Here is a 24,728-nt window from a genome sequence, read left to right as displayed (position 1 = left end):
GGCGACCATGTTCTCGAAAATACTGATCGCCAACAGGGGCGAAATCGCCTGCCGCATCATTCGCACCGCCGCCAAGATGGGTATCCGCACCGTTGCCGTGTATTCGGATGCAGACCGTGACGCCATGCATGTGGCGCTGGCCGACGAGGCCATAACCATCGGCGCAGCACCCGCGCGAGCCTCCTATCTCGACGGCGAAAAAATCATCGCCGCCGCAAAAGCCTGCGGCGCGCAAGCCATTCATCCGGGTTACGGTTTTCTCTCAGAAAATGCCGGTTTCGCCGAAGCCTGCGCCGCCGCCGATCTCGTTTTTATTGGCCCATCGGCAGCGGCAATCCGCGCCATGGGTGGGAAAAGCGAGGCGAAGGCGCTGATGGCAGAGGCCGGTGTTCCGGTTGTTCCCGGTTATCACGGTGACGAACAATCGGAGAAACGACTGGCAAGCGAGGCGGACACGATCGGTTATCCGGTGCTGCTCAAGGCCTCAGCCGGCGGCGGCGGCAAGGGCATGCGTATCGTCCGGCAAAAGCGCGACTTCGCAGCGGAGCTTGCGGGTGCAAAACGCGAAGCGCTAGCCGCCTTCGGCAATGACCGCATGCTGATCGAAAAATACCTTGAACGGCCGCGCCATGTGGAAGTGCAGGTCTTTGCCGATGGCCACGGCAAGTGTGTTTCGCTTTTCGAGCGCGACTGCTCGATCCAGCGCCGGCACCAGAAGGTCATAGAGGAAGCCCCTGCCCCCGGTCTGCCCGATGCGCTTCGCCAGCGCATGTATGAAGCGGCGGTCGCCGCCGCCCGCGCCATAGATTATCGCGGCGCGGGAACCGTGGAGTTTCTGCTCGACCCTTCCGGCGACTTCTATTTCATGGAAATGAATACGAGGCTTCAGGTCGAACATCCGGTGACGGAATATATTACCGGTCTCGACCTGGTCGAATGGCAGATCCGCGTCGCCAACGGAGAGCCCCTGCCGGAAGACTGGACCGGTCTCAGCATAAACGGCCACGCCATCGAGGCGCGGATTTATGCCGAAGACCCGGCGCATGATTTCCTGCCGTCGATCGGCACCATCAGCCATCTGGTTTTTCCCGATCAGGGCCTTCACGTCAGGATCGACAGCGGCATACGCGCCGGCGACGCCATCACCGTGCATTACGATCCGATGATCGCCAAGCTGATCGTCTGGGACCGGGATCGCCCATCGGCGGTGCGACGTCTGCGGTTGGCGCTCGAAAATCTGGCGATCTGCGGCGTCACCAGCAATGCCGCCTTTCTGACGCGGCTTGCGGGACTGGCGGCCTTCGCGAACGCCGATCTCGATACCGGCTTCATCGCCCGTAACGAGGCGGCGCTGTTTGCCCCGGCAGCAACGGACAGGAACGAGGTAGCCATGGCCGCGCTTGGCCTGCTGCTTGCGCGGCAAAAAAACGGAAAGCCGGGTTCACAGGCCGATCCCCATAGCCCGTGGAACACGACGGCCGCCTTCCGCCTCAACGCGCCGGCGCGGGAAACGCTTTATTTCGTGTTTGACAACCAGCCGCTTGGCGTCGGCGTCACGCATGAGGCGGATAGTTTTTCGCTGGAGATCGACGGACGCGCGATCAGCGCCCATGGCGGCCTCTCGGACGATGGCAAATTCCGAGCGACCGCAGCAGGCAGGAAAAGGCAGGGCCATTTCTTTGCAGAGGATGGCCATTACGCGCTTTTTCTGGATGGCGAGCATTATCGCGTCAGCCAGCCGGATCCCGTCGATATCGCGGATTCCGCTACCCATACCGGCGGTCTGGAAGCACCCATGCCCGGCGTCATCCGCGCCTTGCTGAGCAGCAACGGTGCCGCGGTTGAAGCCGGCGAGGCGCTTGTGGTGATGGAGGCGATGAAAATGGAGCACACGATCCGTGCGCCCGCGAAAGGCACCGTCACGGCCATCAATTGCATTGAGGGCGATATGGTCGTGGCCGGTGCGGTGCTGGTGGATTTCGAGCCGGAGGACGGCTGATATGAGTTGGCCCCGAACCGTCAAAATTGTCGAAGTGGGCGCGCGTGATGGCTTGCAGAACGAAAGCGCCGAGGTTCCAGCCGCCATCAAGATCGAGCTGATCGAACGGCTGACCGCAGCCGGATTGGCGGCGGTGGAAGCGGGCGCTTTCGTCTCACCCAAAAAAGTGCCGCAAATGGCGGGTTCGAAAGAGGTGTTCCAGGGCCTCGAGAGGCGACCCGGCACCGCCTATCCGGCGCTCGTCCCCAATATGAAAGGTTTCGAGGCCGCCCTTGAAGCCGGCGTGACGGAAATCGCCGTTTTCGTCTCCGCATCCGAAGGTTTCAGCCAGCACAATATCGGCTGCTCGCGCGCCGAAAGCCTCGAGCGCCTGCGCGATGTCGCATCAGCGGCGGCTGGCCGGAACATCCTTGTGCGCGGTTATGTCTCCTGCATAGCCGGCTGCCCCTATGACGGCGCGGTTGCGCCCGATGAGCTGGCGGCGATGGCCGAAGCGCTCATCGCACTCGGCTGTTACGAAATTTCGCTCGGCGATACGATCGGCGTCGGCACGGCGGACCAGATTCGCAATCTCATCAAGCGAGTGTCTGCCCGCATCCCGCGTGAAAAACTCGCCATGCATTTCCACGATACCTATGGGCAGGGCGTCGCCAATGTTCTGGCCTCGCTGGATGAAGGTATCTCTGTCTTCGACAGTTCGGTGGCCGGGCTGGGCGGCTGCCCCTTTGCGCCGGGCGCCAGCGGCAACGTCGCCACTGAAGATGTCGTTTATCTGCTGCAGGGGCTTGGCATTAAAACCGATGTCGACCTGATGGCGGTGGCGAGAACCGGAGACTGGATCAGCCGGCATCTCGGCAGACCGAATGCGGCCCGCGCCGGCAAGGCGCTGCTTGCGGCAAGACAGGAGGGTGACGCGCATGGCGGATGAACTGCTGAGCGAAAGGCGCAAGGACGTTCTCTGGCTGACGCTCAACCGGCCGGAAGTACACAATGCCCTGAATGCCGCGATGACGGACGCGCTGACGACGGCCATCCGCACGGCATCCGGTGATGGCGGCCTGCGCGCCGTGGTGATAACGGCCGCGGGAGACCGCAGCTTCTGCTCCGGGGCCGATCTGAAAGAAAGCGCCGGCGGCATGTTCCTCTCGCGGGATGGAACCAACCCTATTGCAGATGTGATGCGTGCCATCGAGGGCTGCGACAGGCCCGTCATCGCCCGCATCAACGGCCGGGTTCTGGCCGGCGGGCTTGGCCTCATCGCCGCCTGCGATCTCGCCTATGCCGCCGACCATGCCGAATTCGGCCTGCCGGAAGTCCGTGTCGGGCTTTTCCCGGCCATGGTGGCGGCAAAGCTTATGGCGAAGATACCAATGAGCCAGCTTCAGGAAATGGCCTATCTCGGCGCGGCGATAAACGCCGCTGATGCGGAGCGCCTTGGCCTCGTCAACCGGGCTGTCCCGTCGGACGAACTCGATGTCATGGTGGAGGATGTTCTCGCCCGGTTGCGGCAGAATGCGCCGGGCGCCATCGCGGCCGGAAAAGCGGCGTTGCTGAAGATGCGCGATATGCCCGCAGGCGACCGGCTCGCCTTTGCCGAAAGCGTCATCGCCACGATCAGCGGCAGCAACGAGGCGCGGGAGGGGCGATTGGCCTTTGCCGAAAAAAGAAAACCGCTCTGGGTGGGGTGATCGCCGCCATCTGTCCGAGCACCGGTTTTCTCGAAAGTCGTCATAGGGTTAATCGATATAATCCCGATGCGTCCGTTGACCCCGTTCGGCAAATCGAGTTCTATCCAGCACCTTTCGCCGGGCAGCGATTGGGGAAGCCGGAGGAGACCCATGCAGCTTGTAAAAACCGTCGCCGAATTGCGGGATGCCACCGCCGCCTTTCGCCGTGCGGGCAAAACCATCGGCTTCGTGCCGACCATGGGCTTTCTCCATATCGGCCATCTGACGCTTGTTGCCCAATCCAAGGCGGAAAACGACGTGACGGTGGTTTCGATCTTCGTCAACCCGCTGCAATTCGGTGCGAATGAGGATCTGGCCCGTTACCCCCGCGATCTCGCCCGCGACAGCGCATTGCTGGAAGAGGCGGGCATCGACATTCTTTTCGCACCAGAAGTCTCCGAGATGTATCCGCGCCCGATGCAGACCGTGGTGGATGTGCCCGAACTGGGAAGCCAGCTGGAAGGCGCGGTGCGGCCGGGGCATTTCGCCGGTGTTGCGACCGTCGTGACCAAGCTTTTTAATCTCGTCCAGCCGGATGCCGCCTATTTCGGAGAGAAGGATTATCAGCAGGTAACGCTGATACGCCGCATGGTCGAGGACCTCGCCCAGCCGGTCAGGGTCGTTCCCGTCGCCACGGTGCGTGAGGCGGATGGGCTCGCCTGTTCCTCGCGTAACGTTTATTTGAGCCAGGCGGAACGTGCCGCCGCCGTGATCGTGCCGCAGGCACTTGATGAGGCAGAACGGCTTTATGGCGAGGGCTTCGACGACCCCGCCGCATTCGAAGCCGCGATAGAAAAATTCATCGCCGCCGAGCCGCTGGCCTCACCGGAAGTCGTTGCGGTGCGCGATCCAGATACGCTCGCCCCCGTTGCTTCATTGCAGGCGGGACCGGTGCTGGTGGCGCTGTTCGTCAGGCTCGGCAGCACGCGGCTCCTCGACAACCGCGTCATCGGGCGCGACAGGATCAATCAACGGGAGGCGGCCGAATGAGCGCCCATGGAAAACACAAGCGGCTGACGACGGCCTCCATCCGGCAGATGAAAGGCGAGGCGCGCATCGTCTGCCTGACCGCCTATACCACGCCGATTGCCCGCCTGCTCGATCCGCATTGCGATCTGCTCCTGGTCGGCGATTCCCTCGGCATGGTGCTTTACGGCATGGATACCACGGTCGGCGTCACGCTGGATATGATGATCGCCCATGGCCGCGCCGTGATGCGCGGCGTGGAACATGCCTGCGTCATCGTCGATCTTCCCTTCGGAACCTATCAGGAATCCAAGGAACAGGCGTTCCGCAATGCCGTGCGGCTGATGCAGGAAACCGGCTGTGACGGCGTGAAGCTGGAAGGCGGCGAGGAAATGGCGGAGACTATCGCTTTTCTGGTGGCGCGCGGCATTCCGGTGTTCGGCCATGTCGGGCTCATGCCGCAGCTGGTTCACACCGCCGGCGGCTTCCGCTCGCTTGGACATTCGGATGCGGAAACGCAAAAAATCTGGCGCGACGCGATTGCGGTGGATCAGGCCGGCGCCTTCGCCATTGTCGTGGAAGGCACCGTCGAGCCGCTCGCCCGCGAACTGACCGAAAAACTCGCCGCGCCCACGGTTGGCATCGGCGCATCGCCGGCCTGCGACGGGCAGGTGCTCGTTTCCGACGACATGCTCGGCCTCTTCACCGATTTCAAACCAAAATTCGTCAAGCGGTTCGCCGATCTTGGCCCAACGGTCTCCGAAGCAGCGGCAGCCTATGCCGATGAAGTTCGCTCGGGGGCGTTTCCCGGGCCGGAACATACATTTCAAGTGCGCCGGCAATCGCCTTCGGGGAAGTGACACTATTTCCGTCATGCCGGACTCGATCCGGCATCCAGCCACGGCGCGTCTGCGCCGTGAAAGACTCTTGCGCGATCAATGACTTGATCGCACTGGACCCCGGATCAAGTCCGGGGTGACGGGTGTGGGGGACGTCCCCCCAAAAACAACGCCCCTATACAATGCCGCCGCTGCCGCCAACCGAAGCCGGGCGCTTCGCCGCCACCTGCTTGCGATAGCCGCTCGCACGATAAGTCGCCACCGGATCGATAGCGCCGCCCGCCAATTGCCGGGCCTGCGCAAGAATCGGTTCGACATCGGTGCGATAGGCCCGCTTCAGCATATCGGAAGCCATCAGCGCATCATTGTCCTGCTGGTAACCGTCGAGAGCCGCGCGATCCACCAGCAATGCCTGCGCATAGGCGCGGCGGATTTCATTGGCGCTGGAGATCAGGCTTTCTATCGGATCCGTCACATTGTGCGACTGGTCGATCATATGGGCGGGATGGAAACCCTTCACGCCGCGATATTCCGCATCCACCAGCTCGTTGAAGACGAGGAACAGGCGATAAGGTTCTATTGAACCGGCATCCAGATCGTCATCGCCATATTTGCTGTCGTTGAAGTGGAAACCGCCGAGCTTGCCGAACTGGATGAGCCGGGCGACGATCATTTCGATATTGGTGTTCGGCGCATGGTGGCCGAGGTCGACGAGGCAGAAGGCCTTTTCGCCGAGCGTATTGGCGATGAGGTAATTGGTACCCCAGTCCTGCACGACGGTGGAATAGAAGGCCGGCTCGTACATCTTGTGTTCGGAGAAAATGCGCCAGTCATCCGGCAGCGCCTTGTAGATATCGGCCATGCCGGCAAGATAGCGCTCGAAACTTCTGGTGAAACTGCTCTGGCCGGGGAAGTTCGAGCCGTCGCCCACCCACACCGTCAGCGCTTTTGAGCCGATGGCATTGCCGATCTCGATACATTCGATGTTGTGCTCGACGGCCTGACGGCGCGTGGCGGCATCGGTGTGGCTGAGGGAGCCGTATTTGTAGGAATGGCTCTGACCGGGCGCATCCGAAAACGTGTTGGAGTTCATGGCGTCGAAGCCGAGACCCAGCGCATCGGCATGGGCCTTCAGCCGCTTCGGGTCTTCCTTGTCCCACGGAATATGCAGGGAGACGTTTGGTGTAGCGCGCGTCAGCTGGTTGATGACGGCGCAATCATCCAGCTTGTCGAAAATGCCGCGCGGCTCCCCTGTGCCCGGAAAGCGGGCAAAACGGGTTCCACCAGTGCCGACGCCCCAGGACGGCACGGCGACGAAAAACTCTGCCACTTTGGCCGTAACGGCATCGATATCGATGTTACGGCGCGCAAGCTGGTTGCCCAGCGCCTGATAGTCGTCTTTCTGTGCGCCGGCGCGCTTTTCGTTTTCAGCCGCGATCACATCGGCGGCGATTTTCGTCTCGGTCATCTTTTCCTCCCGGGAATCGGTCCAGTGCATGCTTAGCTTATCGACCTCATCTCCGTCATACCGGCCTTGAGCCGGTATCCAGTCGACGCGCGTCTGCGCGGCGGGATAAGTTCCTTCAGCCCAAGGACTTGGGCTGGCTGGATTCCGGCTCAAGGCCGGAATGACGGAAATAAGAACGGGCCAAACGCCTTATCGCGTGAAACTCTGCGCATTGCCGGCATCAACATTGATGATGTTGCCGGTGGACTTGGCGGAAGCGTCGGAGGCCAGGAAGTAAATCGCCTCGGCGATATCTTCCGGGAAGACGTTCAACTTTAACATCGAGCGCTTGCGGTAGTGCTCCTCCAGATCGGTCACCTCGATTTTGGATGAAGCGGCACGCTGCTCGCGCCACTCGCCGTTCCAGATTTTCGAACCGCGCAGCACGGCATCGGGATTGACGGTGTTGACGCGGATACCCGCTTCCGCCCCTTCAAGCGCAAGGCAACGGGCGAGATGAATTTCCGCAGCTTTCGCCGTGCAATAGGCGGACGCATTGGGCGAGGAAGCTAGGCCATTTTTGGATGCAACGAACACCACATTGCCGCCAAGATTCTGACGCCGCAGCAGCCGGAACGCTTCCCGCGAAACGAGGAAATAGCCGGTGGCGAGAATGTCGATATTCTTGTTCCACATGGCAAGCGTCGTATCTTCCACCGGCGCGGAAGAAGCGATACCGGCATTGGAAACGAGAATATCCACGCCGCCGAATTCCACGCTCGCTTCCGCGAATGCTGAAATGACGGCATCCTCTTTCGTCACATCCAGCTTCACGCTGCGCACCGCGTCAGCGCTGTAACGCTTGACGAGATCGCCCTTGGCAGCCTCCAGCGCCGCCTCGTCGATATCGGCCAGCACAACGCAGGCGCCCTCGCCCGCCAGCCTTTCCGCCGTTGCCCGGCCGATACCGCCAGCACCGCCGGTGACAAATGCCACGCGGCCGGCAAGGCTCTTCGGCTTCGGCATCCGCTGAAGCTTTGCCTCTTCCAGCAGCCAATATTCGATATCGAAGGCCTCCTGTTCGGGAAGACCCTGATATTCGGACACGGTGGAAGCACCACGCATGACGTTGATGGCGTTGACGTAAAATTCGCCGGCAATGCGCGCCGTCGCCTTGTCCTTGGCGAAGGACAACATGCCAACGCCGGGGATCAGGAAAATCACCGGGTTCGGATCGCGCATCTTCGGCGAATTGTCGTGGCGGCAGGCTTCGTAGTAGCGGGTATAATCGGCGCGGTAAGCTTCAAGCGCCTTGTCGAGACCCGCCGTCAGCGCGTCCACATCCGGATTCGCCGTATCGAGATCGAGGATGAGCGGGCGGATTTTCGTGCGCAGGAAGTGATCCGGGCAGGATGTGCCGAGGTTCCCAAGCGGCTTCAGGTCTTTCGAGTTGACGAATTCGAGAACCGCGTCCTGATCGTCGAAATGGCCGAGCTTGCGTTCCTCACGGCCGATGCGGCCACGGATTTCCGGCATCAACCGGGCGGCGATGGCGCGGCGTTCGGCAAGGGGCAGGCTCTTCGCCACCGCGCCGCCGAAAATCGTCTTGCCTTCGGTCTTGGCCGCAAACCATTCGATGGCCTTGTTGATAATAGCGAGCGTCAGCTCGTAACACGCCTTGGCGTCATTATCCCAGGTGAACAGGCCGTGACTTTCCAGCACGACGCCCTTGGCCTTAGGATTTGCCTTGACGAAAGCTTCGAGATCGAGACCGAGCTGAAAACCGGGACGACGCCAGGGCAGCCAGCCGATGTCATCGCCGAAGATCTGCTGCGTGAGTTCTTTCGAGTTTTTGGAGGCGGCAATCGCAATAATCGCATCCGGATGCATGTGATCGACATGATCATAAGGCACGAAACCGTGCAGCGGCGTATCGATGGAAGCCGCGCGCGGGTTGAGGTTGAAGGTGCAATGCGGCAGGAAACCGACCATGCGGTCCTCGTCTGTAACACCCTTATAAATGCCCTTCAGCGCTTCCAGCTTATCGAGATAAAGCGTCGCAAAACCATCGAGCTTGATGGTGCCGACATCACCACCGGAGCCTTTGACCCACATGACGCGGACCTTCTCGCCCGTCAGCGGATCGGTTTCCAACACCTTTGCAGAGGTGTTGCCGCCGCCGTAATTGGTGATGCGCTTGTCCGCACCCAGCAGATTGGAGCGATAAAGCAGCTTGCCGGGCTCATCGAGCGTCCTGGCGTAAGCGTCGTCCCAACGGCTTTCGAGAAGGCGGGATGTTCCCGTCATGTCTTCCTCCCAATATCTGTCTGCATTCGCGGAGCCGATATCGGCCCGCCTCCTTTAATGGCAGGTATCGCGCATCCAAAAGCACAATGTCAATCAAAAACGATCATAAATTTTCATGTTGCAGCGCGATATTGATTAATTTGATCGTTCTTGATTGACAACGTAAAGAGATTGCGAATAATCACGGTCAGGAGGACCCCATGCACGAACGCGAACGCCATCGCATCATCTTGAGCGCCACACAGGAAAAAGCAGTCGTGACGGTGCAGGATATTGCTGAACTCACGGATGCGTCGGAAGCGACAATCCGCCGGGATATTGCGTCTTTGCACGTTCAGGGCAAGTTGCGGCGCGTGCGCGGCGGGGCGGAAGCGGTGCATCCGCCGCAGCTCGGCAATCTTGCCGCACGTCCCTTCCGCGTGTCCGAATCGGTCAATATCGACAAGAAACGCGCAATTGCGCGCAAGGCGGTCGATCTCTGCAATGATGGGGACGCAATCATCCTGAATGGCGGCACGACGACATTCCAGATGGTGCATTACATGGCGGCGCGCCGCCTGCAGGTGATGACCAATTCCTTCGCGATTGCCGAGCATCTGGTCAAGCATTCCAAATGCAGTGTCAGCGTGCCGGGCGGCGCGATCTATCGCGACCAGAGCCTTATCCTGTCGCCTTTCGAGAACGACGCGATCCGCAATTTTTATGCGCGACGGATTTTTCTCGGCGCGCAGGGTGTGGGCGCGCTTGGCATCATGGAATCCGACGCTTTGGTCATCCAGAGCGAACAGAAGCTGATGCGGCAGGCGGAAGAACTGATCGTGATGGTCGATTCCTCGAAATTCAGAAAACGATCCAGCCTGATTTTATGTCCGCTCGAAAACGTTACGACCATCATCACCGATGACGGGATTTCGGACGAAGCGGCAAGGATGGTGGAAGATGCCGGCGTCGAATTGCTGATCGCCGGTGCAGTCGCAGCGGGAAAAACCGCCGGTCCGCCGGATGAGGAGAATTCTTCTTCAGTCGCTTGAGGAGCGCTGGAGGGAAAAACAAGGTTCAAAACGGGAGGAAAAGGGACATGAAACTTACACGCAGAACATTGACCAGCGTTCTGGCACTCAGCGCGGCGCTCTCCGTCGCGGGGCTTGGCAGCGTTGCTGAGGCCGCAGACGTCAAGATAGCGCTGGTGGTCAAGTCACTCGGTAACGGCTTTTTCGAAGCCGCCAACAAGGGCGCGCAGGAGGCCGCAAAGGATCTCGGCGGCGTCGAGATCATCTATACCGGTCCGACCAGCACCACGGCGGAAGGCCAGATCGAAGTCATCAATTCGCTGATCGCGCAGGGCGTTGATGCCATCGCCATTTCCGCCAACGACCCCGACGCGGTTGTTCCCGCACTGAAAAAGGCGGCACAGCGCGGCATCAAGGTCATTTCCTGGGATTCCGGCGTGGCGCCCGAGGGCCGCATTCTCCAGCTCAATCCTTCTTCCAACGCGCTGATCGGCAAGATGTGCCTGCAGCTCGCCGCATCGCATCTGGAAGGCGGCAAGGGTGACTTCGCCATCCTTTCGGCCACCACCACCTCCACGAACCAGAATATCTGGATCGATGAGATGAAGAAGCAGCTGAAGGACTTCCCCGGCCTCAACCTTGTCACCACGGTTTACGGTGACGACCTTGCCGACAAGAGCTACCGCGAAGCGCAGGGTCTGCTCTCCTCGCAGCCGAATGTGAAGGTCATCGTAGCGCCGACGACGGTTGGCGTTCTCGCCGCCTCGCAGGCCGTGAAGGATGCCGGCAAGATCGGTCAGGTCTTCGTGACCGGCCTTGGCCTGCCGTCGGAGATGGCCGGCGCCATCAAATCAGGCGCCACCAAGGAATTCGCCATCTGGAACCCGATTGACCTCGGTTACTCCGCCACCCAGATCGCCTATCGCCTTGTGAAGGGCGAAGCCGACGGCAAGCCGGGCTCGGAAATCGAAGCCGGCCGCATGGGCAAGATCAAGGTTGGCGAAAACAGCGAAGCGGCGATGGCTGATCCGTTCATCTACGACGCGAAGAATATCGATCAGTTCTCGAAGATTTTCTGATCTGAGAAGTGACGGCAGTGCGTGGAGGGCACCCCCCCTCTGCCCTGCCGGGCATCTCCCCCTCAAGGGGGGAGATCGATATGCCGCACCCGCTCGATCCATAAAGCAGGGTGCTATCCGCTTGCCGATCTCCCCCCTTGAGGGGGAGATGCCCGGCAGGACAGAGGGGGGTGCCCCTCGCCGCTCCACTCAAAACTGACCGGTAAGACGGAATGATGCGTGCTGAAACCCAAACCATAGACATCCCAGCGACTTCCAGCGCTACGCCCATTCTCGAAATGCGCGGCATCAGCCAGATATTCCCCGGCGTGAAGGCGCTGGATGGCGTCGATATCGCACTTTATCCCGGCAAGGTCACCGCGCTGATCGGCGAGAACGGCGCGGGCAAATCCACGCTCGTCAAAATCCTCACCGGCATCTACCGCCCGAACGAAGGCGAAATCCTTCTCGATGGCAAGGCCGTTACCTTTCACGGCGCACAGGATGCCATCGATGCCGGCGTCACCGCCATTCATCAGGAAACCGTGCTGTTCGACGAACTTTCGGTCGGCGAAAACATCTTCCTCGGCCATGCGCCCAAAGGCCGTTTCGGCCTCATCGACTGGAAAACCATCAATGAGCGCGCAAGAATTCTGCTGGAACAGCTCGAAAGCACCATCGATCCTACCATCCGGTTGAAAGATCTTTCGATCGCGCAGCGCCATCTGGTAGCCATCGCCCGTGCGTTGTCAGTCGAGGCGCGCATCGTCATCATGGACGAACCGACGGCTGCGCTTTCCCGCAAGGAGATCGATGATCTCTTCCGCATCGTCGAGAACCTCAAGCGGCAGGGCAAGGCGATCCTCTTCATCAGCCACAAGTTCGATGAAGTCTATGAAATCGCCGAGAATTACGCCGTGTTCCGCGACGGGAAAATGGTCGGAGCCGGCACACTCGCCACCACGCCACAGGATGAGATCGTGCGCCTGATGGTCGGTCGCGACGTGACGAACGCCTTCCCCAAGCAAGCCGTCACGCTGGGGCCAACGGTTTTGTCGATTCGCGATTATTCGCACCAGACGGAATTCCGCGATATTTCGCTTGAGCTGCGCAAAGGCGAGATTCTCGGCCTTTATGGGCTGATCGGCGCCGGTCGCTCCGAACTTTGCCAGTCGCTGTTCGGCATCACCCGGCCGGCCTCTGGTGAGGTGACACTGAACGGCCAGCCGCTCACCATTCGTTCGCCGGAAGACGCGATCCGCGCCGGCATCGTTTATGTGCCGGAAGAGCGCGGCCGCCATGGGCTCGCGCTCGAAATGCCGATCTATCAGAACATGTCGCTGCCCTCTCTCACGCGCACATCGCGTAAGGGGTTTCTCGCCGCCGCCAATGAATTCGCGCTGGCGCGCAAATATGCCGTGCGACTGGACCTTCGCGCCGCCGCACTCTCAGTGCCTGTTGGCACGCTTTCGGGTGGCAACCAGCAGAAGGTGGTGATCGGCAAGTGGCTCGCCACCCAGCCCAAGGTCATCATTCTCGACGAGCCGACCAAGGGCATCGATATCGGCTCCAAGGCCGCCGTGCATGGCTTCATCAGCGAGCTTGCGGCCGAGGGGCTTTCCATCATCATGATTTCATCCGAACTTCCCGAAATCCTCGGCATGTCCGACCGTGCCATCGTCATGCGCGAAGGCCTGATGGCTGGCCTGTTCGAACGCGCCGATTTTTCTCCGGAAAAGCTGGTGCGCGCCGCCACCGGCAATGCCTGAGAGGGGCAAAACCATGCAACGTTTCCTCAAAAATCGCGAATGGCTGCTGGCGGGCATCATCGTCATCATGATCGCCGGTTTTGCGCTGCGCGCGCCCGGTTTCAGCCGGCCGGCCAATCTGGTCAATATCTTCAACGATACCTCCATCCTCATCATTCTGGCGCTTGGCCAGATGGCGGTCATTCTCACCAAATCCATCGATCTTTCGGTTGCCGCCAATCTCGCCTTTACCGGCATGGCCGTGGCCATGACCAATGCCGCCTTTCCCGGCATTCCCCTGCCGCTTCTCATCGTCATGGCGGTCGGCATCGGTGCGTTTCTCGGCTCGCTCAACGGCGTACTGGTCTGGTGGCTCGGCATTCCGCCCATCGTCGTCACGCTCGGCACGCTCACCATCTATCGCGGCATGGCCTTCGTGCTGTCGGGCGGCGGCTGGGTGAATGCGCATCAGCTTTCGCCGACCTTCCTCAATGTACCGCGCACCGTGATCCTCGGCATGCCGGTTCTTTCATGGGTGGCGATCCTCATCATCGCCGGGGCCTGGCTGGTGCTCAGCCGCACCTCCTTCGGCCGTTCGGCCTATGCATCGGGCGGTAATCCGAGTGCAGCCGTTTATGCGGGCATCGATGTCGGCCGCACGCGCTTCTTCGCCTTCGTGCTGTCAGGCGCTCTGGCCGGTCTCGCCAGCTATCTCTGGGTCTCGCGTTATGCCGTTGCCTATGTCGATATCGCCGCCGGTTTCGAACTGGACAGCGTGGCGGCCAATGTGATTGGCGGCATCTCGATTGCCGGCGGCATCGGCTCAGTGGCCGGCGCCGTGCTTGGCGCGCTGTTCCTCGGTGTCATCAAGAACGCGCTCCCGGTCATCGGCATCTCGCCCTTCGCGCAGATGGCGATATCAGGCGTGGTGATCGTGCTTGCCGTCGTCTTCAACGCCCGCGCCGAAGCTCGACAAGGCCGCATCATCCTGCGCGACCGGGCCGCAGCCGATCAGGCCAAGGAGGCCGCAGCATGACCTCGCAACCGACACAGCCCCCCCGCATCATCCCGGACAAGCTCGGTACGCCGCTGCGCCGTGTCATGGCCAGCTGGGAAGTGCTGCTGCTTGGCGTTGCGATCCTGATCTTCATCGCCAATTCGCTCGCCTCGCCCTATTTCCTCAATGCCTGGAACCTCTCCGACGCAACCTTCAATTTCACCGAAAAGGCAATCATCGCCTTTGCCATGGCGCTGCTGATCATTGCCGGTGAAATCGATCTATCCGTCGCCGCCATCATCGCGCTTGCCTCCACCGCCATGGGTGCGGCGGTGCAGATGGGCGTCGGCACGCCCGGCCTCGTCGCCATCGGCATCGGCACCGGGCTTTTATGCGGGGCTTTCAACGGCTTTCTGGTCGCCGGGCTGAAACTGCCGTCCATCGTCGTCACCATCGGCACGATGAGCCTGTTTCGCGGCATCTCCTATATGGTGCTGGGCGATCAGGCCTATGGCAAATATCCGGCCGACTTCGCCTATTTCGGCCAGGGTTACGTGATCTCCGTCATATCCTTCGAATTCGTGCTGTTCATCGTCATGGCCGTCCTCTTCGCCATTCTGCTGCACGCCACCAATTTCGGCCGGCAGGTCTATGTCATCGGCACCAATCCCTTCGCCGCCCGTTTCTCCGGCATTCCCGTCGAGCGGGTGAAGTTCATCCTCTTCCTTCTCACCGGCCTCATGAGCGGCATTGCCGCCGTCTGCCTCACCTCGCGCCTCGGCTCCACCCGCCCGTCGATCGCTCAGGGCTGGGAGCTTGAGGTGGTGACCATGGTGGTGCTGGGCGGCGTTTCCATTCTCGGTGGCTCGGGCACCATTGCCGGCGTCGTCATCGCCGCCTTCGTCATGGGCCTTGTCACCTTTGGTCTTGGGCTGCTGAACGTGCCTGGTATCGTCATGTCGATCTTCGTCGGCCTGCTTTTGATCGTCACCATCGCCATCCCCATCGTCGTCCGCCGCCTTCGGGCCATGAGAAGTTAAGCCATGCCTGAACTTGAAAAACACGCCTTCAAGATGAAACTCTTTGCCGGAAAAGAGGCCGAATATAAAAAGCGCCATGACGAGATATGGCCGGAACTGGTGGCGCTGCTGCGCGAGGCGGGTGTGAGCGATTACTCCATCCATCTCGACCCGGAAACCAACATCCTGTTCGGCTTGCTGACGCGCCCCAAGAACCACGGCATGGCGGCGCTGCCCGACCACCCCGTGATGAAGAAGTGGTGGGCGCATATGGCCGACATCATGGAGAGCAATCCCGATCATTCGCCGGTCGCAAAAGATCTGGTGACGGTGTTCCATCTGCCATGAGCGAGAGTATCAGACCGGGCCGCGTCGCGGTCATCGATATCGGCAAGACCAATGCCAAGGTCGTCGTCATCGACACCGGCAGCGGCGAGGAGATTGCCGCTGAGAAGCAGGCGAACCCCGTCCTTCGCGACGGAATTTATCCGCATTACGATGTGGAAATGCTCTGGCGCTTCATTCTCTCCGCGCTTCAGCGTTTCGGCCAGAAGCCCGGTTTCGATGCGATTTCCATCACCACCCATGGCGCTTCGGCAGCACTTCTCAATGGAAATGGCGATCTCGCTATGCCGGTGCTCGATTACGAACACGGCTATCCCGCAGCCATTGAGGCAGCCTATCGCGGCATCAGGCCCGATTTTGCCGAGACCGGCTCACCACAGCTTCCCGTCGGGCTGAACCTTGGCGCGCAAATCCATTTCCAGAAAACGGCCTTTCCAGACGATTTCTCCAGAGTGCGCAGCATCGTCACCTATGCGCAATATTGGGCGGGACGGCTGACGGGCATTCCGGCCACGGAAACGACCTCGCTCGGCTGCCATACCGATCTCTGGAACCCACGGCGAAAAAGTTTCTCCTCGCTCGTCGCGCGTCTCGATATCGAACATTTGATGGCGCCGGTCCGCTCCGCTTTCGATGTGCTGGGAACAATCCGCCCGTCGCTGGCGCTGGAAACCGGTCTTTCACCGCATATGCCGGTCTATTGTGGCATCCACGATTCCAACGCATCCCTCCTGCCGCATCTTCTGCGCCGGGACGGTGATTTTTCGGTCGTCTCCACCGGCACCTGGGTGGTGAATTTCGCCATCGGCGGCGCGACGGGCGCACTCGATCCCACCCGTGACACACTCCTGAATGTCGATGCTTTCGGCCGTCCCGTTCCCTCGTCGCGCTTCATGGGCGGCAGGGAGTATGAAATGCTGGCGCAGCAATTCGGGACAGCGGAAGACGAAGCGATAGAAACGGCTCTCGGCAGCGTGGTTGCCAGCGGCATGATGCTGCTGCCGAGCGTCGTTAGCGGCTCCGGCCCCTTTCCGGACAGGGCGGCGCGCTGGATTGGCGATGAAAATGCCACGGCCGCGGAACGGCATGCCGTGACGTCGCTTTATCTGGCGATGATGACGGAATGCAGCCTTTCGCTCATCGGGCGGAAAGGTCCGATCCTTGTGGAAGGCCCCTTCGCCAGCAACACCCTTTATCTGAAGGCGCTGGCCGGCTTTGCGGAGACCGAAGTAACGGCGGTAGAAGGATCCACGGGCACCAGCGCCGGTGCGGCCCTGCTCACCGGCATCAAGCCGCTTCCCGGTCGCGAGCGCCATTTCACGCCGCACGACATTCCCGGTCTCGCTTCTTACCGCAATGCCTGGCGAGGCCACATGGCCTGATGCGAAACGCAAAATGCGGCCGAATGATCGGCCGCATTGTGGTTTTGCAGAAGGATCAGCCCTTGATGAAGGCCAGAAGATCGGCGTTCAGCACATCGGCATTCACGGTCAACATGCCGTGTGAGAAGCCGGGATAGGTCTTCAGCGTGCCGTTTTTCAACAGCTTCACCGATTTCAGGGCGGAGTCGGCAATCGGCACGATCTGGTCGTCTTCACCATGCAGCACCAGCGTCGGTGCGCTGATATTCTTCAGGTCCTCGGTCTGATCGGTTTCCGAGAAAGCCTTGATGCCGTCGTAATGGGCCTTTGCGCCGCCCATCATGCCCTGACGCCACCAGTTCTGGATAACGCCTTCATGAACGGTCGCGCCGTCGCGGTTGAAGCCGTAGAAGGGACCGGCCGGCACATCGCGGAAGAACTGCGCACGGTTTGCGGCGAGCGACGAGCGGAAGCCGTCAAAAACCTCCATCGGCAGGCCTTCCGGATTGGCCGCGGTCTTGAGCATCAGCGGCGGCACGGCGGAAACGAGAACCGCCTTGGCGACACGGCCGGCGGGTTCGCCATGTTTTGCGACATAACGGGCGACTTCGCCACCGCCGGTGGAATGGCCGATATGGACGGCATTCTTCAGGTCGAGAGCTTCGACGACGGCAAAGGCGTCGGCGGCGTAGTGATCCATGTCGTGACCGTCGGCAACCTGGGCGGAACGACCATGGCCACGGCGGTCATGGGCGACGACGCGAAAACCCTTGGAAACGAAGAACAGCATCTGCGCATCCCAGTCATCGGACGAGAGCGGCCAGCCATGGTGGAACATGATCGGCTGGGCATCCTTCGGGCCCCAGTCCTTGTAGAAGATTTCGGTTCCGTCTGTCGTCTTAACAAAGCCCATGATCGTTTCTCCTTCGGTTGCGTTGGCATCTCCGGCGCAGCCTGTTGTGCGCCGGTTTGATGGAGGGATGATGACGCAGGATAACGGTTGCAACAATTGCAACAATAATTTGGAATGAATTGCTGTTTATGAAATTATCTTCTCGACCCGCATACCAATCCCGGCACACGCGTCGACCCGCTCCGCGCCCTCATGCAAGTGTGAGAACGGAGATGACGGGCGGACGGTTCCGTGAATTCGGCGCGCCGCTGGCCTCAGTCCACCTCGGGATCGTATTCCCTTGGGCTCTCGTCCTTCGAGAACAGGACACAGGGCCCGCGTGAACCGCGCGGATCATAGGCATATCCCTTGGCGGTCAGCGCCCGCATGATATCGCGAACGCCGGCGAGACCGTAAAGATGGTCATGCAGCTCCACGAATATCCGCTCCACGCCGGTCAGATCGGCCCTGCCGAGCAGATCGCGTTCCGCACCCTCGATATCCATCACGAGCGCGGTTATGCCCCGGCTGGCGATAAATTCATCGATATTGGCGGAGGAAATTTCGATGCGTTTTTCATAGGGCCCCTGGTTTTCGTCCATGGACGACATCCAGAGATCCCTGCGGACATAAAAAGGATAGGAACTCGGCTCGTCGGCGGTGAGAAGCCCCTGCGAAAACACGACATTGCCCCGGCAATTGGCCTTAATCACCCGCTCTGCCAGCGCCGCGGTGGAAGGGTTGGCCTCGAAAGCCCAGACGGAAACATCCTCGATGCCTGCGATGATCGAGGTGATGATGCCGATACCGGAGCCCAGCTCCAGCACGCGATCGCCGGGCTTGATGGCTTTCAGGACGCTGCGGGCCTCTTTCGCCTCATAGCTGCCGTCGGTCAGCGCCTGCCAGATGACCGGCGACACCTCATCGGAAGAGAGAGGAAGGGCAACTCCATGCACGTCCAGTATTTCCATGTCTCAAGCCTTTTCGCAAAACCCGGCCGCTTCGTCGCAATGATCCCATATCGACCGGGAATGCTCTACAGCATCGTTGCCGTAACCGGTATCGGTTTTCGCAAGCAACACTATGACGTGGTAAAAATTCAAGATACGGCCGCCGCCAAAACAGGCGCGTCTCAGACAGAGCTCCAGGCCACAAGCTCCTTGGCCGGCAACGGTCTGCTGATCAGATATCCCTGAACCTGATCGCAGCCCAGACGCCTGACGCATTCATATTGCTCTTCCGTCTCGATACCTTCCGCAATCGTCGTCATCCGCAGACTGCGGCCGACGCCGACCACGAATTCAACGATCGCCAGCGCGTCGCGGTCGCTGGTGATATCGCGCAGGAACGAGCGGTCGATCTTGATCTTGTCGAAGGGCACACCGCGCAGATTGGCGAGCGATGAATAACCTGTCCCGAAATCGTCCATGGCGATCTTGATGCCGACGGCCTTCAGGCGCGACAGCGTGTTGATCGTCTGGTCGCTCTTGTTGAGAAGGATCGATTCGGTGATTTCAAGCTCGAGCCGGCTGGGTTCCAGCCCGCTTTTCTCAAGCGCGCCCATAACGTTCTGGATGAGGCTGGTGCTGTGGAACTGAACCGGTGACAGATTGACCGCCACCTTCATGTCCTCGTCCCAGCCCATCGCCTCGCGGCAGGCGGTTTCCATTACCCATTTTCCGAGCGAATGGATGAGGCCCGTTCTTTCCGCAACGGGAATGAACACGCTGGGCGGCACATCGCCGCGCACCGGATGTTTCCAGCGCAGCAGCGCCTCGAAGCCGCAGAGCTTGCGGGTCTGCGTCGCGACCTGCGGCTGGTAATAGACTTCCATCTCGTCGTTCTGCAACGCGGTCTGCAGGTCGGCCTCGAAGGATTTCTTCTCGGTGAGCTGCTTCTGCATGCGGACCTTGAAAACGCTCGCGCGGCCGGGGCCGATGGCTTTCGCCTCGTAAAGCGCCAGATCCGCGCGCTTGAACAATTCATCCGCATCCACTGCACCATGCGATATGGCGATGCCGATGCAGGTGCCGATTTTGACCTCCTGTTCACCCAACTGGTAGGTGCGGCTGATCTGGTCGATGAGCTTGGTGGCAAGACGGCGGGCGGCATCCTCGTTCAGATCGTCCGAGACGACCGCGAATTCGTCGCCACCCAGGCGGCAGACCATGTCATAATCGCCGCCGATGGCCGACAGGCGCTGCGCCACGGCCTGAAGCAGCGCATCGCCGGCATCATGGCCGAGCGTATCGTTGACGTCCTTGAACCCGTCGAGATCGAGCAGGAGGATGGCTGTCGTTCCCGTCCCGCCGAAGGATCGGCGCAACCTCTCGATCAATTCCTGCCGAAACAGCGCGCGGTTCGGCAGTCCCGTCAGCGCGTCGTGATAGGCGTCGTGTTCGAGTCGGACATTCTTCGCCTGCAATTCCAGCGTCGCGGCGCGCAGATCGTCCGTCAGGCCGCGCATGCTTTTCTGCGCACGGTTCAGAAGATCGTTCTGGCGAAGCAGCAATATGACAAGCGCGATACCGCACAGGATGAGGCCGCCCGCCAGCGCGGTATAAACGATATGCAGCTTGCGCACATCCTCATGGGCCGTATCGATCAGATTGACGTCATAAGCGACGGAAGACGAGGCGAGCGTCGTCATCGGCGCATCGAGCGCGCTCATCGTCGCCAGCAGATCCGGGACCTCGGCCGGATTGAGGTTGTTCACCTGCTGCTCCAGACGGGCCAGAACGGCATCGAGGCGGGTTACGAGATCCCGCCACTGCTGTTTTTCATTGATGAAGGCCCCGAGATTGCCCTGCTTCAAAAGCTCAAGGCGGCTCAGCATGATGTCCAGACGCAGTTGCAGCTCATCCCGGTCGATCTTGCCGGGATTGAGCGCAAACACGGCCAGTTTGTTCTGGAGGCGCAGATATTCGGCTACGGTCTGGCTGACGGCCCAGGAATCATTGTAGCGGGCAAATTTCTGCAGAGCGGTCTGCCGCTCGGCAATGACGAAAGCGATATAGCCCGTTGCCAGGACGAAGCAACAGATGATCACCGCCACAAGTTTTCGCAAACGGCACCTTTATTCCACTATCAGTTTGGCAACTTGCCATGCGGACCGCGAATAATACGTCTGCTTCTGCAGCTCCGGATCGCTGTCATAGGGATAGATGACGAACAACGGGCCTTTTTCGCGAACTGTCATGTAGTTGCCATCCAGCTTGATCGCCAGAATAACGTTAAATTTCTTAAAATCTTCAATCGGTATCGTGCTGACATAATCGTTGAGAGCGACCGCCGTGACGCTGGTGCCCTTTGCGCCGACGACATCCATCAATTTTGCCAGCGAAACACCATCGAAACGGACGCGGCCATCATGCCAGGGCGTCGTCGTCTCCACCGCCACCATGCCGAGCGCTTCCAGCATGTCACGATCAAAAACCGCGGTGCCCTCGCCATTCGTATTGGCGATGTTTCCGGATATGGTTAATATCGGTTTTCCTTGCGGTTTGGCAATTTCGCCGGCTTCGGCACAGGAAAGCCACGCGAGCGACAAGAACGCACTGAGAAGTACCCGGGCGAAACTCATACTTTTTCTCCATCGATAACGTTCAGGTCGAGGGTTTTCGCCAACCTTTGAAGGTTAAGGGAACCGACGCTAGCAATATATATCAGGAATGGATGTTATATCCTCACTGAGATTTTATCCGTATTTTCTCTAGGTTTTGAGTAAACCGTTTGGATAAGTTTTCCGTCTTATTGTATTTTTTCAGGTCACGCGTCCCATTTTGACACAAGCGACAAGCTCCGGAGACCCCTCCCGATAATTCGTCAGGTGCGACAAAGGCCGAATTGTGGCGAGAGCCTTTCCGTCATCGCGAAGCTTCATCTGATTCGCCTGGGGCAGCCGGATACGCACCGCCCAGTCCGCGTGCCGGATTGAAATGACGAATGACAAATTCTGCGTCACGGAAAAATCATGGCGATTGCCGGAGCGCACGGTTGAAACATACCGCCCGGACCTTAATATAAAGGCTGTCGTTTCCGTTTCCGGCAATTCCAGAAGCCCCCGTCGGAAATATCCAGACACATGTTCCGCGCAGCGAAAGCCGCGATGCCGGACATCGTCCGGCCAGGAAAATTCTGTTCACGTCTCCGGGCCGGACGGCATTTCGCCGTATCGGCCGCATTATGAAGGTAGCCCCTATGCACACCTATCCCGACATCAAACTTCTCATTGATGGCGAATGGCGAGACGCCGTTTCCGGCAAGACGATCGCCGTGTCCGATCCGGCAACCGACGAGATCATCGGCGCGATTGCGCATGCCGAGAAGGAAGACCTCGATCTGGCGCTTGCCGCCGCCGAGCGCGGTTTCAGGGTGTGGCGCGACACCTCGCCCTTCGAGCGCTCGAAGATCATGCGCAGGGCGGCCGATCTCCTGCGCGAGCGCAAGGACAAGATCGCCTACATCATGACCCGCGAGCAGGGCAAGCCGCTGGCGCAATCGGGCACCGAGGTCATGGGCGCCGCCGACACCATCGACTGGTTCGCGGAAGAAGCACGCCGCACTTATGGCCAGGTCATCCCGGCGCGCGCAACCGGCGTTTCGCAGCTTGCCATCAAGCTGCCGGTCGGCCCCGTCGCGGCGTTTACGCCGTGGAACTTCCCGATCAACCAGATTGTCCGCAAGCTTTCCGCAGCGCTTGCCACCGGCTGCTCCATCATCGTCAAGGCGCCGGAGGAAACACCCGCATCGCCGGCCGAACTGATCCGCGCCTTCGTGGATGCCGGCGTGCCGGCGGGCGTTATCGGCCTCGTTTACGGTGTTCCATCCGAGATTTCGGAATATCTGATCCCGCATCCGGTCATCCGCAAGATTTCCTTCACCGGCTCCACCCCCATAGGCAAGCATCTGGCCGCACTCGCCGGCAAGCACATGAAGCGCGCCACGATGGAGCTCGGCGGCCATGCGCCGGTGATGATCTTTAACGACGCCGATATCGACAAGGCGATCGAAGTCACCTCGCTTGCCAAGTTCCGCAATGCCGGCCAGGTCTGCGTCGCCCCCACCCGCTTCCTCGTGCAGGACGGCGTGGCTGATCGCTTCCTTGAAGGTTTCGTAGAAGCGACGAAGGCCATCAAGGTCGGCAACGGGCTGGAAGACGGCGTCATCATGGGGCCGCTCGCCAATGAGCGCCGCATTCCGGCGCTGGAAGGCCTTATCAACGACGCCGTTTCCCATGGCGCAGAATTGAAGACCGGCGGCCGCCGCATCGGCAACAAGGGCAATTTCTTCGAGCCGACGGTTCTCGCCAATGTGCCGACAGCAGCAAAGATCATGAACGACGAGCCTTTCGGCCCGGTCGCGATCATTAACCGCTTCTCGACCTTCGATGACGCTGTCACCGAAGCGAACCGTCTCCCCTTCGGCCTTGCCTCTTACGCCTTCACCGGTTCGGTCAAGACCGCGCATGCCCTTAGCCATCAGGTCGAGGCCGGCATGCTGACCATCAACCATAACGGCCTTGCGCTTCCGGAAGTCCCCTTCGGCGGCATCAAGGATTCCGGTTATGGCACGGAAGGCGGCTCGGAAGCGGTTCAGGCCTATCTGGAGACCAAATTCGTCAGCCAGATGAGCTGACGCTTTTTTGGCGAACCCGGAGCATCCGCACCTTCGTCACCCCGGCCTCGAGCCGGGGTCCAGCCAGCCCAAGTCCTTGGGCTGAAAAGACTCTATTCGCCGCGCAGACGCGCGTCGGCTGGATGCCGGATCCAGTCTGGCATAACGGAAGAGAGGCCTTATTGATCTGAGAACAGGCAAAATCGGCCACAGCGTTTTTTCGGTGCTCCGGTCCTGCTTGCTTTCGTCTGCATCATCCCCTAAAAGAACAAAAAGTGAACTTTGAGGGCGATATGAGCGACGCGGCGGCACCGGCACTGAAGGAAATCTTCAACCGCGAGAAACTGCGGCATATCGCCGATGAGACCAGGGCCGTTCATCCGCCATTTGACGTTTCCGCCTTCATGGCGCTCGCAACCAAAAACCTTGAAGCGCTGGGCATCATGCAGCGCATGCGGCAGGTGGCGACGAGCCTGCATGCGACGCTTCCCGGCGACTATGCCCGCAACATCGAAATCCTGACCGCCGCGGCGCCGGGCATCGGCAACGGTTTCGCCTCCATTTCGCTGCCGGAATATGTGGCGCTTTACGGCCTTGATGATTTCGATCTTTCCATGGAAGCGCTGCATTATTTCACCCGCTTCGGCTCCTCGGAATTCGCCATCCGGCATTTCCTGCAAAAGGATATGGCCCGAACCCTTGCCGTGATGGAAACATGGTCACGGCACGCGAATGAACATGTGCGGCGGCTGGCGAGCGAAGGCTGCCGGCCCCGCCTGCCATGGTCGTTCCAGCTCAAACCCCTGATCGACGATCCCTCGCCGGTCACCGCAATCCTCGACACGATGAAAGCCGACGAGGCGCTTTATGTACGCAAATCCGTCGCCAACCATCTGAACGACATCACCAAGGACAATCCCGCTTTCGTGCTGGCGCTGATCGATACATGGCCGAAGGACAATCCGCATACACGCTGGATCACGCGGCAGGCCCTGCGCACATTGATCAAGAAGGGCGATGCCGCAGCACTTGCCCATCTCGGCGCGCATGAGGAAGCGGAAATTTCCCTTGCGGCGTTTCAGGTTACGCCGGACAAGGTTGCGCTCGGCAATCCGGTGCGGATTGCAGCCTCTTTCACCTCGACGGCGAAACGGCCGCAGAAACTGGTGATCGACTACGCCGTGCACTACGTGAAGAAGAGCGGCGACGCCTCCGCGAAAGTCTTCAAGTGGAAAGAGATCGAACTTCAGCCCGGCGAGACATGCGCGCTGTCGATCAGCCGCGCCATCCGAGATTTCACGACCCGCAAGCACTATCCCGGCATCCACAGGGTCGACCTGACGATCAACGGCAAGCTTGTGGCAGAAAGCGCCTTCGAGCTTCTGGGCTGATAGCGC

At 60.2% G+C, this 24,728-nt stretch carries 20 protein-coding genes; 14 read left to right on the top strand and 6 right to left on the bottom strand.

Translation table 11 applies throughout. The annotated features are described in order from the left end of the window. Positions 1-7 precede the first annotated feature (7 nt). The 5 genes from ACIK7D_RS12185 (at position 8) to panB (ending at position 5,552) form a co-directional block, all read left to right on the top strand. The gene (locus ACIK7D_RS12185) at positions 8-1,999 is read left to right on the top strand and encodes an acetyl-CoA carboxylase biotin carboxylase subunit (protein ID WP_400156418.1); all 1,992 of its coding nucleotides are present in this window, start codon (positions 8-10) and stop codon (positions 1,997-1,999) included. A 1-nt stretch (position 2,000) separates the two neighbouring features. Beyond that, positions 2,001-2,927 (top strand): hydroxymethylglutaryl-CoA lyase, encoded by a 927-nt coding sequence (locus ACIK7D_RS12180; protein ID WP_400156417.1) that lies wholly within the window; start codon positions 2,001-2,003, stop codon positions 2,925-2,927. Beyond that, positions 2,917-3,687, top strand: a complete 771-nt coding sequence (locus ACIK7D_RS12175) for an enoyl-CoA hydratase-related protein (RefSeq protein ID WP_400156416.1) — start codon at positions 2,917-2,919, stop codon at positions 3,685-3,687. The genes ACIK7D_RS12180 and ACIK7D_RS12175 overlap by 11 nt, the downstream gene beginning before the upstream one ends. A gap of 150 nt (positions 3,688-3,837) precedes the next feature. Then, positions 3,838-4,716 carry a pantoate--beta-alanine ligase gene (gene panC, locus ACIK7D_RS12170; protein WP_269313406.1) on the top strand — a complete coding sequence of 293 codons (879 nt, stop codon included), beginning with the start codon at positions 3,838-3,840 and terminating at the stop codon, positions 4,714-4,716. After that, entirely contained in the window at positions 4,713-5,552 is an 840-nt protein-coding gene (panB, locus tag ACIK7D_RS12165) for a 3-methyl-2-oxobutanoate hydroxymethyltransferase (RefSeq protein ID WP_065657128.1), read from the top strand. Before panC ends, panB begins: the two co-directional genes overlap by 4 nt. A gap of 154 nt (positions 5,553-5,706) precedes the next feature. Here the strand turns inward: panB and rhaI are convergent, their stop codons facing one another. Further along, positions 5,707-6,999 carry an L-rhamnose catabolism isomerase gene (gene rhaI, locus ACIK7D_RS12160; protein ID WP_400156415.1) on the bottom strand — a complete coding sequence of 431 codons (1,293 nt, stop codon included), beginning with the start codon at positions 6,997-6,999 and terminating at the stop codon, positions 5,707-5,709. A gap of 189 nt (positions 7,000-7,188) precedes the next feature. Then, positions 7,189-9,285 (bottom strand): bifunctional rhamnulose-1-phosphate aldolase/short-chain dehydrogenase, encoded by a 2,097-nt coding sequence (locus ACIK7D_RS12155; RefSeq protein WP_400156414.1) that lies wholly within the window; start codon positions 9,283-9,285, stop codon positions 7,189-7,191. A 200-nt stretch (positions 9,286-9,485) separates the two neighbouring features. Between ACIK7D_RS12155 and ACIK7D_RS12150 the strand changes: the two genes are divergently transcribed. From ACIK7D_RS12150 to ACIK7D_RS12120, 7 genes are all read left to right on the top strand, one after another. After that, positions 9,486-10,316, top strand: coding sequence for a DeoR/GlpR family DNA-binding transcription regulator (locus tag ACIK7D_RS12150; RefSeq protein ID WP_065118076.1), 831 nt, complete (start codon positions 9,486-9,488; stop codon positions 10,314-10,316). A 47-nt stretch (positions 10,317-10,363) separates the two neighbouring features. Further along, positions 10,364-11,374, top strand: coding sequence for a rhamnose ABC transporter substrate-binding protein (rhaS, locus tag ACIK7D_RS12145; protein ID WP_080819280.1), 1,011 nt, complete (start codon positions 10,364-10,366; stop codon positions 11,372-11,374). A gap of 212 nt (positions 11,375-11,586) precedes the next feature. Continuing rightward, positions 11,587-13,122, top strand: a complete 1,536-nt coding sequence (locus ACIK7D_RS12140; protein ID WP_400156413.1) for a sugar ABC transporter ATP-binding protein — start codon at positions 11,587-11,589, stop codon at positions 13,120-13,122. Positions 13,123-13,135: 13 nt separating this feature from the next. Further along, positions 13,136-14,137: an ABC transporter permease gene (locus ACIK7D_RS12135; RefSeq protein ID WP_400156412.1), complete on the top strand. Its 1,002-nt coding sequence runs from the start codon at positions 13,136-13,138 to the stop codon at positions 14,135-14,137. After that, positions 14,134-15,138: an ABC transporter permease gene (locus ACIK7D_RS12130; protein ID WP_400156411.1), complete on the top strand. Its 1,005-nt coding sequence runs from the start codon at positions 14,134-14,136 to the stop codon at positions 15,136-15,138. The genes ACIK7D_RS12135 and ACIK7D_RS12130 overlap by 4 nt, the downstream gene beginning before the upstream one ends. 3 nt (positions 15,139-15,141) lie before the next feature. Next, positions 15,142-15,465, top strand: a complete 324-nt coding sequence (gene rhaM / locus ACIK7D_RS12125; protein ID WP_262531298.1) for an L-rhamnose mutarotase — start codon at positions 15,142-15,144, stop codon at positions 15,463-15,465. Beyond that, on the top strand, positions 15,462-16,844 hold the full coding sequence (locus ACIK7D_RS12120; RefSeq protein ID WP_400156410.1) for an FGGY-family carbohydrate kinase: 1,383 nt from the start codon (positions 15,462-15,464) through the stop codon (positions 16,842-16,844). The genes rhaM and ACIK7D_RS12120 overlap by 4 nt, the downstream gene beginning before the upstream one ends. Positions 16,845-16,899: 55 nt before the next feature. Here the strand turns inward: ACIK7D_RS12120 and ACIK7D_RS12115 are convergent, their stop codons facing one another. From ACIK7D_RS12115 to ACIK7D_RS12100, 4 genes are all read right to left on the bottom strand, one after another. Beyond that, on the bottom strand, positions 16,900-17,736 hold the full coding sequence (locus tag ACIK7D_RS12115) for an alpha/beta fold hydrolase (protein ID WP_400156409.1): 837 nt from the start codon (positions 17,734-17,736) through the stop codon (positions 16,900-16,902). Between the two features lie 254 nt (positions 17,737-17,990). Next, positions 17,991-18,686, bottom strand: a complete 696-nt coding sequence (locus ACIK7D_RS12110) for an FkbM family methyltransferase (protein ID WP_080819284.1) — start codon at positions 18,684-18,686, stop codon at positions 17,991-17,993. Positions 18,687-18,847: 161 nt separating this feature from the next. Beyond that, on the bottom strand, positions 18,848-20,782 hold the full coding sequence (locus tag ACIK7D_RS12105) for a bifunctional diguanylate cyclase/phosphodiesterase (RefSeq protein ID WP_137004863.1): 1,935 nt from the start codon (positions 20,780-20,782) through the stop codon (positions 18,848-18,850). Positions 20,783-20,791: 9 nt separating this feature from the next. After that, complete coding sequence (locus ACIK7D_RS12100) at positions 20,792-21,298, bottom strand: oxidoreductase (protein WP_400156408.1); 507 nt, start codon at positions 21,296-21,298, stop codon at positions 20,792-20,794. A gap of 617 nt (positions 21,299-21,915) precedes the next feature. Between ACIK7D_RS12100 and ACIK7D_RS12095 the strand changes: the two genes are divergently transcribed. Next, on the top strand, positions 21,916-23,352 hold the full coding sequence (locus ACIK7D_RS12095) for an NAD-dependent succinate-semialdehyde dehydrogenase (RefSeq protein ID WP_137453810.1): 1,437 nt from the start codon (positions 21,916-21,918) through the stop codon (positions 23,350-23,352). Between the two features lie 272 nt (positions 23,353-23,624). Next, complete coding sequence (locus tag ACIK7D_RS12090; protein WP_400156407.1) at positions 23,625-24,722, top strand: DNA alkylation repair protein; 1,098 nt, start codon at positions 23,625-23,627, stop codon at positions 24,720-24,722. Positions 24,723-24,728 lie beyond the last annotated feature (6 nt).

Source organism: Agrobacterium sp. P15N1-A, from assembly GCF_044626815.1.
In the GTDB taxonomy this organism is placed as follows: domain Bacteria; phylum Pseudomonadota; class Alphaproteobacteria; order Rhizobiales; family Rhizobiaceae; genus Agrobacterium; species Agrobacterium leguminum.
The sequence above is the reverse complement of the archived record's forward strand: the minus strand, read 5'-3'. Positions and strand labels throughout refer to the sequence as shown.